This window comes from Akkermansia sp., from assembly GCF_020860705.1.
Taxonomy (GTDB): domain Bacteria; phylum Verrucomicrobiota; class Verrucomicrobiia; order Verrucomicrobiales; family Akkermansiaceae; genus Akkermansia.
In genome coordinates this window covers 54,009-66,838 of sequence record NZ_JAJBTT010000034.1, presented here as the reverse complement: position 1 = coordinate 66,838, position 12,830 = coordinate 54,009, and the positions used below count along the sequence as shown (strand labels likewise).

General features: G+C 56.4%; 9 protein-coding genes. 5 read left to right on the top strand and 4 right to left on the bottom strand.

The window, feature by feature from the left end; all coding sequences use genetic code 11:
- Window positions 1–85: 85 nt before the first annotated feature.
- The 4 genes from LIO64_RS07535 to LIO64_RS07520 all read left to right on the top strand — a co-directional run bounded on the left by LIO64_RS07535 (window position 86) and on the right by LIO64_RS07520 (window position 3,336).
- Window positions 86–1,174 carry a hypothetical protein gene (locus LIO64_RS07535; protein ID WP_290548827.1) on the top strand — a complete coding sequence of 363 codons (1,089 nt, stop codon included), beginning with the start codon at window positions 86–88 and terminating at the stop codon, window positions 1,172–1,174.
- A 4-nt stretch (window positions 1,175–1,178) separates the two neighbouring features.
- On the top strand, window positions 1,179–2,315 hold the full coding sequence (locus LIO64_RS07530; RefSeq protein WP_290548826.1) for a hypothetical protein: 1,137 nt from the start codon (window positions 1,179–1,181) through the stop codon (window positions 2,313–2,315).
- 333 nt (window positions 2,316–2,648) lie between these two features.
- Window positions 2,649–2,912 (top strand): 50S ribosomal protein L28, encoded by a 264-nt coding sequence (gene rpmB, locus LIO64_RS07525; protein WP_012420229.1) that lies wholly within the window; start codon window positions 2,649–2,651, stop codon window positions 2,910–2,912.
- Between the two features lie 199 nt (window positions 2,913–3,111).
- Window positions 3,112–3,336: a hypothetical protein gene (locus LIO64_RS07520; RefSeq protein ID WP_012420228.1), complete on the top strand. Its 225-nt coding sequence runs from the start codon at window positions 3,112–3,114 to the stop codon at window positions 3,334–3,336.
- Between the two features lie 718 nt (window positions 3,337–4,054).
- Here the strand turns inward: LIO64_RS07520 and LIO64_RS07515 are convergent.
- On the bottom strand, window positions 4,055–5,674 hold the full coding sequence (locus tag LIO64_RS07515; RefSeq protein ID WP_290548825.1) for a glycoside hydrolase family 27 protein: 1,620 nt from the start codon (window positions 5,672–5,674) through the stop codon (window positions 4,055–4,057).
- Window positions 5,675–5,725: 51 nt separating this feature from the next.
- Window positions 5,726–6,799 (bottom strand): FAD:protein FMN transferase, encoded by a 1,074-nt coding sequence (locus LIO64_RS07510; RefSeq protein ID WP_290548824.1) that lies wholly within the window; start codon window positions 6,797–6,799, stop codon window positions 5,726–5,728.
- Between the two features lie 209 nt (window positions 6,800–7,008).
- On the opposite strand from LIO64_RS07510, the gene LIO64_RS07505 reads away from it, so the two are divergent.
- Window positions 7,009–10,383, top strand: coding sequence for a PA14 domain-containing protein (locus LIO64_RS07505; RefSeq protein WP_290548823.1), 3,375 nt, complete (start codon window positions 7,009–7,011; stop codon window positions 10,381–10,383).
- A 331-nt stretch (window positions 10,384–10,714) separates the two neighbouring features.
- On the opposite strand, the gene LIO64_RS07500 is transcribed toward LIO64_RS07505, so the two are convergent.
- Window positions 10,715–11,956: an LL-diaminopimelate aminotransferase gene (locus tag LIO64_RS07500; protein ID WP_290548822.1), complete on the bottom strand. Its 1,242-nt coding sequence runs from the start codon at window positions 11,954–11,956 to the stop codon at window positions 10,715–10,717.
- 143 nt (window positions 11,957–12,099) lie between these two features.
- A complete protein-coding gene (locus tag LIO64_RS07495; RefSeq protein ID WP_290548821.1) occupies window positions 12,100–12,795 on the bottom strand; it encodes a DNA alkylation repair protein in 696 nt (231 codons plus the stop codon).
- Between the last annotated feature and the right edge of the window lie 35 nt (window positions 12,796–12,830).

Sequence of the window (12,830 nt, the reverse complement as noted above, 5' to 3'; positions counted from 1 at the left end):
ATCTCCATTCATTTTTACATTGAATTTCATGTTGTTTTATTGGAGATTGTTTATCTCTGTTCATTCAAATGCTCTCTCCAGCCACATGAACCTGAAATATCAAGCCATTCCCCTGAAAAACTGCTTCCTGGCTGTCTGCTTGCTGGCCGGCTTCCATCACCCCTGCATGGCGGAAGAAGAAACAGTCAAACTGGAAATCGAATCGGAACCTACGGAATTTGCGGCAGCCCTCCTGATCGCCCATGCCCAGGGAAACACCCCCTCCGACAAAGACATCGCAGAAGAACGGAAAAGGACGCGCTTTGGCGCAGGGGAAACAGTTAAACTCACCCTGACCGGGAAAAAGGCCCTGATCGGTGATCCGGACACGCTCGAATGGAAAATCGAAGAGGGAAAGGGCGACCAGTGGGCAACCATTTCAACCCGAAAAGACGATCCTACCCTCCTCGCAGACGTGGTCATGACCATCAAGCCGGATTTGGTCTTTGAACCCTCGGAACCGAAAGACCCTGCGAAGGAACTCGGCGACACCCCTCTCAAGACGGAAGGTACCGTCAACGTCCAGGTCCTGCAAGGAGGGGAAGTCATCGCCGAACGGGAATTCACCGCCGTGCTCCCCAAACAAATCACGGCGGAACATGAGAACCGCCCCATCTCCATCCAGGACGGAAAGGATGGCGCACTATTCGCCAAAGACGGAGACTGGGAGCCTGTAGGCGCCTCCGCCGTCCTCAAGCTGACCTACCACCCCACCGACGTCAGTTTCCACAAGCTGGCCACCATTGAGGTGGACCACGGAACCATCCCCTTTGAGAGCAACAGCACTCCGCTGCCGCCGGGCTTTGTGGAGGTGCACATGCCTACCGTCACCGCCAAATTTTTGTCGGAAGAAAACAGCCACCCGGACCTCATCGGCATTCGCAAAAACAAGGCTACGGTTCAGTCTGCCCTTCCCTGCCTCCCTGTGGGCTTCACCTGGGTGTGCGGCTTTTACACAGCCTTGGAAAGAAAAGGCGCTGAAGAACGACTGGCGCGTATCGGCATCTATGAACAGAAATTCCTTTTTGACGACCACAAGAAGAAAGACATCAACTCCGTGGAAACCACGGTCAGCAAGCTTGGCTGCAAGGTCAGCCGCCTGACGGGAGGAAAACACAAATTCACCAAGGAATAAGAACATGAACCACATGATTTGCACCGCCGCCGCGCTGGCTGTCACACTCGCCTTCTCCTGGGCGGCTCCGGCCCAGTCGGAGCCTACCACGGACGCTCCTTCCTGGGGACCGGAAATCCTGACCGATCCCCAGGCCTACTCCCAACATCTGAAGCGGTCCATCAGGGAAGGGAAATTCACCCAGTTCTATTTCGCCGTCACGAAAGGCTCCCCCGTCCGGCTGGACAAGGCCATGCCGCTTCCCTGGAACAATTCCATCCTGAAAGATCCTTCTTCCGCCTCCTTCCGCCTGACCAGGCTGCTGAAGGAAGGACGTCTGGCGGAATTCTACCTGCAGGCCAGGGAAGACATGGACGCCTTCCGCCGGACACTGGACGAGAACCCCGCCTTTTCCGAGAAACGCTACCAGGACAGGCTCTGGATGCTCTACTACATCGCCGCCGCCCCCCCCTGCACGATTGACGACAATCCGCTTATCCCCAGCCTCCCCTTCCTCACGAAAGATTATGACCTGAAGCACTTTGCCTTGTTTAACATCGGCTTTGAAGGAAGTTCCGACAAAGACTACCTCCGCTACGAACGGGAACACCGCAAGGAGTTGCTGCACCTGTTCGCCTCTTATTGCGCCGGGGCGCTGAAAGCGGTCCGGAACAGCTACGATCCCGGTATGAAGGAAAAAATCAAGAAGATGCGCTACCAATTTCGGAAGGAAGACGACAATGAGACGGACAGGCTCAAATTCCAATTCTTCAGCGAAAAGAAAATCATGAAAAGCAGCAGGAACTCCACCCTGCCCCACCAGATCAAATGGATGGAGGATCTGGTTATGAAAAAGCTCCTGCATTACTTCCCCGGCAATCCACGGGAGGTGGAGCGCTACATCCGAATGGCCGGTTACCGGGAAGAGGAGGAGATCGACGAACTGATCTACCGGACCGTGGGACGGGTCCCCGAGTCGGAATGCCTCTTCAAAGGGGACCGCGGCAAGCGTTACGAACGCAAGCTGCGCACCGGAACGGTGAGCCATGTCAACGACCGCTACATGCACCCTCTGGACCTGGTGCTCAGGGATGGAAAACAGAAGAACGACGAGGAAAAGAAGAAGGAAGACAAAGCCGAAAACACGCCCCCGACCCATTGAAAGCCTGCATTTCCGTTTGCCCTTCCATGATTTTGTCCCTCCTGCCTTGGCTCCGCACCTTTCCGGCTCCGCTTGTTTTTGCCGCCTCCTTCATCTGAAAGAAGAGAATCCTGTTTCCTCAAGCAACCAGTCCGGAAAAGGCATTCCAGCAATTTCCGCTTCACTGTTCCGGAAATTCCTCCGTCCGGCCAGGAGCATCCATCTCTCCCCTTTGGGATCCAAACCGGAATACGGCCCAGAGCCGAATTTAACGTCTTTTATCCGGTTGTTCTTGACCTTAGGTGAAAATACGCTAGACTATCTCTCTCGCATTAACAAATAACTTCGATTGCCATGTCCCGAATTTGCATCATCAGAGGTACCATGCCTCACAAAGGTCGTCGTATCCATCGCTCCGGTCTTGCCAAGAAAAAGGGCGGTATTGGTCGTCACGTCACTAAGACTGTCAATCGTACCGTTTTCCCCAACCTTCAGGAAAAGCGCATCTGGGTTCCCGAACTCGGTCAATTCGTGAAAATGAAGATTTCCGCCAAGGCCTTGCGTACGATCAACAAGAACGGTGCTTACAACACTCTTAAAAAGGTAGGTCTCCTGTAAAAAAGATTCTTTTTTTGAACGTTGTTTCACCACTTGAACTCTAAGGCTTCAACGAGGTGAGCAACTGGCAGAAAGAGATGTCCAAAAAGACAAGGGATCATCTGCTTAAGTGAGGCGCCTCCAAGTTGAAGGTTTTATTGAAATATTAATATACCACCGGACGTAAATAAAACGTCCACTTCTGGAAAAGATCACACAGATGAAAGCCCAAACCAAAATCGCTCTTAGAATTAATGATGACAACCCCAACCACCACCTGTGGAACAACAGGGGGGTTTGGTGGTGCCACGTTACGGTTCACAAGCCGGACTCCACGGCGGAACGCCTGAGATTCTCCCTTAAGACCCGTGACATCGAAAAAGCCCGCGCCCGCCGCGACAAGATTTTCGCCTCCATCCAGCAACACTTCGGCATCGCCGCCTAAGGAAGCTGTCAGGAGAGATTAAGGCAAGTCACGTCAATCTCTTTTTAAAAACCGTTCCGGTCCATCCGGAACGGTTTTTTTTATGGAAAAGATAACAGCTCCAACGGGATCGGAACAAAAGGATGCCGCAAGGTAAAACTCTATCAACCTGCGTAAAATGGTCACTTCCTCAAGTCCAGCTACTGCACGGCATCGGCATATTCTGTAACAGCATGGCTTGGTTAAACCACACACTACGTAGCTACCCTAACATCAAAACACGGCAAGGCCTTATTCAAACCACTGAAAACCTCGCCATTCTACACTCCACCGACAACTGAAAAGCCACTGCACAAACATGGCAGATGCAAATTGGAAAAAGCTATCCAGAACCGTCCGAGCCTTCTCTCCCTCCGGAAGATGCTTCACGGATACTGAATAAGGAGACGTAACTTTCTTTACCCAGTTCCCTGAAAACGGGCTTATAACATTTCTAACACCCCCCTTTGGCACGGAAATTCTCCATCCCCATGCCCTGGTAGATCCTGCTCATGGAGAAAATGCGCTTTCATCCTGCCATCAAACCCTGTCCATGTCTGATTTCCTACATGACGCCACAATTTAACATCACAGTGTACCAGCAGTTTGGTCATCCGGATATCCAGGTTCTCCTTTGCAAAGAAAAGGCGGCACTCACAGCCCTTTCAGCCGGCAAAAGTGATGCCATTGCGGAACATATCTATTTCCCCTCCACGTTCTCCTTTTTGGAGAACCGGAACATGGCCGCTCCATGACTGTTGAGCTCCACCGCAATCTCTCCTTTCACCGTCCCCTGGTCGGCGCGCTTCCAAAGGTCCCTTACCTCACACGCGCCCGGCAGCAGCCCCAGATCTTCAAGGTTCACCCGGAGGATGCCCTTCTCTCCTCCGGTATTGAAAAATCCCGCCGCAATGGAACCGTCTGACAACTTTTTCGTCCAAACCTGGAAATTCCCCTGGTGCCACGCCTTGCGGGCGGGACAGGCGGCGGGGTCCTGATCTACGGCAATCACCTCGTCATTGGTCAACAGCCCCATCGTGAAAGAATCCATATGCTCCAGGTCGCAGGAAACGATCAGGGGAGCGGACAACAGGCTCCACAGGGTTACCTGGGTATACTGTTCATCCGGGGACAACCGCGTCTGCACAAAAGTGGTATTGGCCTGGTTGGGCTTGCCCAGCTTCCCGATCTGAAGCATGTCCGGGTCATTCCAGTGGCCCGGGCGCATATGCTTCTGCCAGCGTTCCTGGGAAAAACCGATGCCGCTGACGCTTCCCCAGTGATCCTGGATATCCCCCGTCGTCCTCCACAAATTGGCCAGCTTCCCCAGCTCTTCCGCATGTTCATACGGGGCGGCATTGGACAGGCTGAGCACGATATCCCGTCCGGAACCGTCCAGAGCCTTGCGGATGCGTTCCGTCGTCGGCACGTCATTGGGTTTCCAGTCCACCTTTACGTAATCGAATCCCCATTCCGCCCATTGCCTGGCGTCACGGTCAAACATCCAGACGGGCCCCATGCGGTCCGCCTTCTGCCGGTGCACGCCAGGATAGCTCCCGAAAATTTGATACTTCTGCCTCCGCTCCTTCTCCGGAATGGATAGTCCCGTATAATCCCCCCTGGCGTTAGGGATGCTCCCCCCGATGAATCCGGCATACGTCCCCATCCAGGGAGAGGAATAAATCCCCGCTTTCAAGCCCATGGCATGAAGGGAATCGCACATGGCTTTCATGTCGGGGAAACGCTCGTTGGGCTGGATGGAAAAATTCCGTCCGCCGCGCTCGCCCTGCCAGCAATCGTCAATGTTGATATAGCTCCACCCATGATTGACCAGTCCCCGTTCCACAAAAAGCCGGGCCGTCTTCAACACATTCTCCTGGCTCACGGCTTCACTGTAGGAATACCAGCTGCTCCAACCCATGGGGGGAGTCAGGCACAAGTCTTTCCCTACTCTCAGAATCCATTCCTTGGAGTCCTTTCCATGCCTGTTGGATGCATGAAACGTTACCTTGTATTCTCCCTTCCCCGCCGGAGCCTTCCCGGTAATCAACCCGTTCTCATTCATTTCCAGCCCTGCAGGCAGGCCTGCCGCCTGAATCTTCATGGGACGCTCCCCGGAAACGGGAACCTGGAAAAGCATGCGGGAACCCGGAGTGGCCCCAAAGACGCGGGCTCCGTTGATGGAGGGAGCGGGAGAGGGTTCCGGGGTCAGACGGACCCCGGACACGGGAGCGGGATAAGGATTCGGGAACTCCGCTCCAAACGAGGCGGACACGGCGGCGGCAAGAACGGCAGGCAGGAAAAAACGGTGCAATTTCATAAACGGACCATGGAGGTATAACTTAAAGACGCAGCCAATTCACCGTAACTTTCATGGAATCGGCTCCGGGCCACCATTCTGATCCCTCTTCTCCTTCGCAGAACACGGGGAATCCCGGAAAAAAGCCGGAATGGACACTCCCGGCAATCTGGCCGCCAGGGTGCGGAAATCCTCTTCACGCATCACGCACCCCGCCGTCGCCAGGGCATCGGCCAGCGCAGCGGAAGGGGCCTGAACGCTCACCTGCCTGCCTTCCGTAACTCCCAGCCCCATCGTCGGATCAAGCACGTGGGAATACTCCACGCCGCTGATCTTCACCATCTGGCGGGCATTCCCGGAAGTGGAAACAGCGGCATGGCTCAACAGCAATGCTGCGCCCTTCCCATGCCCCTCATCCACCCGCAGCCGCCATCCCTGTTCCCCGGGCGGGGGAGCACCGGCCAGAACGTCACTGGTACTGTCAATAAAGAAGGAAACTATTCCTTTTCCCCTCAAAAGCTCCGCCATCCGGTCCACGGCAAATCCCTTGCCCATGCCTCCCAGGTCCACCCTCATCCCGGGGACCGTCTTCACCACTCCTCCCTTTCCGACGGTCAGCTTTTTCCATCCGGACGCCCGGCACGCATGTTCCAGTTCTTCGCGGGACGGGAGCACGCCACTGCGGCGGCTCTTCTTCCACAAGCGGATGCAGGGCCCCAGCGTGGGGTCAAAAGCGCCGTTCGTCAGCCGGGCATATTCCAAAGCCAGGGACAGCACCTTTTCCAATTCAGGAGAAACAGGCACAAAGACTCCGCTTTCCGCAGCATTAAGCCGGGACAGCCGACTTTCCGCATCCATGGCGGACATCACCTTCTCCCAGTGAACAGCACAGGCCAGCGCCTCCATGCAGGCCCTTTCCGTCTCCGCCGCACCCATGCCTTGCCCGGGATAGGTGCGCACCGTAAACACCGTTCCCATGGCGGCGCCCCGCACTGTCACTCTGCCGTCTGCAGCATGCACGCAGGAAAGCGGCTTTATGGTAGGTGCCCCCTCCGCCTCCATTCCCCGGACACAGCTTGCTTCTATAACAAACAGCAGGCACGCCCAGCATGCCAGCACAGCAGCCTGCCGGAAAAAAGCACTCATGCACGCCTGTGGGATCATGCTTCAAAACTTACTCCGCATAAACAAACAAGAGCAAGAGTTGAATGCGCCATGGACGCGCCATCCTTCTCCGCGCTGACAAAACCGGAACGCCCTTTCTGCATTTGAGGCTAGCACAGCCCTCTCATTTTATGATAGATGGAACGGTTCCACGTTCTTGTAAATTTAAAACGCCCCTTCTCTTTCCCGTCATGACCAGATTCCTTCTCTCCCTGTGGCTCCTTTTAACGCTTCCCGTCTCCGCCAGCTGGTATGGAGACGAAGTGAAAGCCGGATCCGACATCATCATGGTGGACCTGCTTTACCCTTACTGGCCGGAATCCACCTACTTCTCCTGCTGGAACCTGGACATGTTTCCCAAGGGCGGCTACTTCTATGCAGGCGTGGCGGCCAACGTCAATGACAACACCAACCTGGAAACCTACCGTCCGTCCACGGTGTGGTCCTTCTGGCCCGCTCCGGTTTACGAAGGCCGCCAGGTGCGCAACGTGTACGTGGACCCTCATGTCTACGCCCAGCAGTACGTGGGGGAAGGCGCTTCCGGAAAGGCGGGGGGACGCGACGTTCCATGGATCAAAACCAAACAATGGTACACCATGTTCATGCGTACGTGGGGCGCGGATGAAGCCAAAAAAGAATGCTACGCCGGCTGGTGGATGAAGGACCAGGCCAATAACCAGTGGCACCATATCGCCACGTTCCGCATTCCCTATGCGGCCACCGGATTCAAGGGGAACGGCGGCTTTCTGGAAGACTTCGGGCACGGAGGCCGCAAGCAGCGTGAACTGTGGAGGGGCAAGGGCTTTTACCGGCACAACGGCGCCTGGGAAAAATGTGATACCGTTTCCATCAACATCCCCAAGGAAGGAGGCATGAAATACAGCGGCTGGACGGTTCACCAGACGGAAAATGACTCCATTCTGACCATGTCCTACATGGAGAACAGGCAATTCCCCAGAAACCTGGAACCCGGACGCAAGCATACGTTTAAATTGAACCAGCCGGACAAGCCCGTCATGGATGCCATCGCGGCGGAAGGCAAGGCGCGGCACGACGGCAGCCAGGTAATCGTGGACTGGACGCTGGCGGAAACGTCATCCCCGCAGTTCGGTTACAAAATAGAAGTCTTTGACAATCCGCAATACTCCGGAACCCCCGTTTACACGGTAGAGGAACAAATCCCGCATGTGCGCACCAAATCCGTCTCGCTCCCCCGGGAGATCTCCCAATGCTTCGTCAAACTCACCATCACGGACATCTTTGACCAGCAAAAGACCCTGAACCTGGACAAGACCGGAACGGAAGCCCCCCTGAAAGGGCTGCCCGGCAAAAAGGAGCTGTCCAGCGGCCTGGAATACAAATACATGGAAAACAAGGACGGATGGTCCAAACTGGCGGAACTGGATTTTTCCAAGCCCTTGAGGACCGGCGTCTCCCACGGATTTGACACGGCCCTGCGCGGAGGCAGGGAGGGACGCTTCGCTTTTGAATACGAAGGCTTTCTGCTCGTCCCCCAGACGGGGGCCTATACCTTCGCCCTCCAAACCTGCGATGGAAGCCGTCTGGACCTCGGAGGAAAGACCATCATTGACAACGACGGACTGCACAGCACGTCGGAAAAGCGCGCCTCCGTCTTCCTGGAAAAAGGCGTCACGCCCATCAAGCTGACCTACTTCAAGAAAAAGCCGGAACATGAATTCACCGTGGCCTGGGTGGGCTGGCAGTACGGCAACCGTCCCATGGAGGAAATACCGCTCGCCAGCCTCATGCGTCCCAAACGGGCGGACATCCCGGAAGCCCGGCTGGAAGTGGGCGGCAAGGGCCCGGAACGCGTGCTGAAAACAGCCATCTCCTCAGGCCGCGTGAACAAGGTGGAATACTACAACGGCGCCAAGCTGGTCGCCGCCTCGGCCGCCTCTCCCTTCACGGCTCCCCTGATGCTCTTTGACGGAGAAAACAAACTGTGGGCCCGCGTTTTTTACAACGGCTCCCATACGGTGGATACCCCCGTCGTCCCCGTCCATTCCCAAAGCCGCCTCTCCCCAGGCTGGGAAGCCATGCTGCGCGGAGAACCGGGGCTGCCCCACTCCATCAGCGGCACGGGAAATTCCTTCCGCTTTGCAGGAGAAGGAGAATACCTGGTCAGCAAAAAAATCAAGGGGGATTTCATGCTGACGGCCCACATCAGTTCCATCAGCGACAAGGAGCTGGATACCGGGGACGACTGCTGGGCCGGCATCATGGTGCGCAAGGATACGGGAGCCACCAACTACGATGATGAAATCGCCGTCTTCCGGACCGTGGGCCGTGGCCTCAGATGCAGCGCGGACTTCAGCGACTACGGAACGGGCCGCCAGTCCACCTTCACCCTGAACAAGGATCATACCTGGGTGCGCATCATGCGGCGCGGCAATGAATTCACCTGCTTCACCTCCCCGGACATGAAGCAATGGGAAGCGGGCATGCAGCGCATCATCCCGATGAAGGAGGAAGCCATCGCCGGGATTACGTTCCGGACCATTCCCGGCAAGGGCAAGGGTATTTTTTCCGCCGCCATAGACGGAATCTCCGTAAAACCGCTCAGACTTCAGCCGCACAAGATAGCCGCCGCCATGCCCTCCGGAAAAATCATCGGCTACTCCCTGCTCTCCCCGGATCTGGTGGCGGTGCGCTACCGTTCCGGAGCGGACCTGCTGGAACGTAAAAACGGAACTTACGCCCGCAAGCCTCTCACGCTGCCCAAAGGCGTCAAGACGATCCGTTCCATGGCGCTTGCCGGGGACAGGATGCTCCTGCTGGCCCCCACCTCCCAGGGGGGGGCTCTGTTCAGCAGCAAGGACATGGGCAAAACGTGGACCGTCGCCAGCCCGGACGTGAAAGTGGATCCTTCCCCCATCTCCTTCATTGCCGGGGAGCTTATCTCCGTCAATCCCAGGAATCCGCGTGAAATCATCGTCGGCTCGGACCGCGCAGGACTCTTCATGAGCACGGACGGCGGAGACACGTGGAACAACGTGGGCCTAGCAGGAGAACCCTTCACCAATGTAGGCTTTCATACGACCGCCCAGGGCAGGATCGGAGCCGTGACGACGGACCGCAAGGCCAATACGAGCAAAATCTTCATCTCCACCAACAACGGGAAAAAATGGGACCAGAAGAACGAGGTGCAGGGAGCGGGCTTCCTGAGGCTGGTTTACGACACCCGCGCCGCAGACCAGCTCTACGTCTTCTCCACGCAGGGAGTCTACACCTCCTTCAATGACTGCCGCACCATGACGCGGGTCATGCAGGGACTGCCCATCACGCAGCCCACGCTGGCCATTGACAGGCGCCGCCTGGACGATACCTTCATGCTCGCCGTCCCTCTGGACGGCAAAGGCGTGTATTCCAGCGAACGCAACGCCAGGAACTGGCAGAAGAGGGCGGACAAGCAAGACTGGGGCGCAGCGTTCAACCTGCTGATTGATCCCGCCAACAATAAGCACATCACCCTGTATGCGGAAAAGGGAATTTATGAAAGCATGGACGAAGGCAAAACGTGGAAACAGGTCTACCCGGGCCACTGAGCAGTGATACTTTCATGCTTTCTGCCCCAGTACGAATCATGGTCCGTTATGGAGTTAATGAATTCCTGGGCCGCAGGGGACTGAACAAACCGGAGGAACCGGCCGCGACCTCCCGCACTGCGCATGGAAAACCCATGTTCAGGACCTTGGGCGTGAAGGACTGCACGGGTAAAAGAAAGCATTGAAGGCAACGTTCCGTTCCGATTTCCGGATCATCCCTCCTTCCTCTTTCAGGAAGGGGGGTCTATGGCCTTCTCCCATTTGTGTACGCGCAGGCCGCCGTGGCTTTCCGCACGGCGGCCCGTCAGGCTCTGCACAGGGACTCGCCGCCCTATCTGGCAAACAGGGCATGGATGCGACGGCACACCTCCTCCACATTTTCCCGTGAATTGAACGCGGAAACGCGGAAAAAGCCCTCTCCTTTGGAGCCGAAGCCGGAACCGGGCGTGATGACTACATTCGCCTCATACAACATCTTGTCAAACATCTGCCAGCTATCCAGGCCATCCGGACACTGCACCCAGACATACGGGGCGTTTTCCCCGCCCCACACGCGCATGCCCGCCTGGCGGCACGCATTCAGCAGCAGCGCGGCATTTCCCAGGTAATGGCTGATCAGCACGGAGGTCTGCGCCATTCCTTCCAGCGTGAACAGGGCTGCGGCTCCACGCTGGACGATGTAGGAAGCGCCGTTGAATTTCGTGCTGGTGCGGCGGCTCCAGAGCTGGCTGATGAGCACCTTGTTCCCTTCGGAATCATGGCCGTGCAACTCCTTCGGAATCACCACGTAGCCACAGCGCACGCCCGTAAAGCCCCCCTGCTTGGAGAAAGAGCGGAATTCAATGGCGCAATCGCGCGCGCCGGGAATTTCAAAAATGGATTTGGGAACGGAAGAATCCTGGACAAACGCCTCATAGGCGGAATCGTACAGAATAATGGCATGATTCGCGCGGGCATATTCCACCCATTTCAACAATTCATTCCGGGAAGCTACGGCCCCGGTGGGATTGTTCGGAAAACACAGGTAAATCAAATCCACATGTTCATCCGGCAGCTCCGGCACAAAATTGTTCTCCGGCGTGCAGGGGAGATACACCAGACCTTCATACGAACCGTCTGCGCAGGCCTTTCCGGTATTACCGGCCATCACATTGGTATCCACATACACGGGATAAACCGGATCCGGCACGGCGATCCTGTTGCCCGGGCCGAAAATATCCAGAATGTTGCCCGTATCGCACTTGGCGCCGTCGGACACGTAAATCTCATCCACTTCCACATGCACGCCGTGGACCTGGTAGGCTTTTTTGGCGATGGCCTCCCTCAGCCAGAAATACCCCTGTTCCGGACCATAGCCGTGAAAGCGTTCATGGGTGGACAAATCGTCCACCGCCTGGTGCATGGCCTCAATGGCCGCCATGGGCAGCGGCTCCGTCACGTCTCCAATGCCGCAGCGGATCAGCCTTTTGGCCGCCTCCGGATGGGACTCGATGAATGCATTCACGCGGCGCCCGATTTCCGGGAATAAATATCCCGCCTGCAGCTTGAGGAAGTTATCGTTAATGTTAGGCATGGTTTTAATAGTAAGTGTGTCCATTCCATACCTTGCACGGAAAGGAATCAAGGCCCTGTTCCGGCATGCCGCCCCTCCCTGCGCCACCATCCCGTGCAGCCCGGTTCCCGCTCCCTCCGCCGTCCAAACGCAGCAGCGCCTGCCTATTTGCGTTTCATGCTCTGCATCAAATCCTTGTCTTCCCTACTAACCCGCAGGGATTCAATAATTTTCTGCAAGGCCTTGTTATAAGTGAAATCCGGCAGGGAGGAATTCCTCAAATATTCCAGCGTCAGCCCCGGGAACTTCACGTAACAGACGGAAACCGCCCAGGCCACCGCCATGTTCACGTAATAATCCTCATGCCGCACGCCGTCCAGCAGAACCAAAACCTGCTCCACGTAATCCTCCGTAATGAAATGGGCCAGCATCATCACCACGGCAAAGCGGACATCATAAACACGGGAGGACTTTAAATACGGCTGGATGAACTCCCATACCAGGGCCGGATGCTTTTTGCTGAACTTCAATCCGGAACAGAACGTATCGCAAACAGCCCAGTTATCCATGCGGGGCACGAAGCGCGCAACATGTTCCAGGCGTTCCTCCGGCTCCATCCGCGCCAGGCTTATCAGCATGCCGTCCAGCATCACTTCCTCCGCATACGGTTCCCTGGCTGGATATTCCAGCAGCTCCCGCCAATTTCCCCGAACCTCCTCACGCGCAAGGTTCCGGAGCACAGGCAGCCGGACGCCCAGCAGGCGGTTGACGCCTGGGATCAGGGAAGCGGAAAACTGCTGAAACGCCGGTTCCGCCAATGCTTCCATCTTCTCCCTCAACTGCCGCCTTCTCTCAATCATGGGCGCATCCTACAAGGGGGCCATGCTCCGCACAA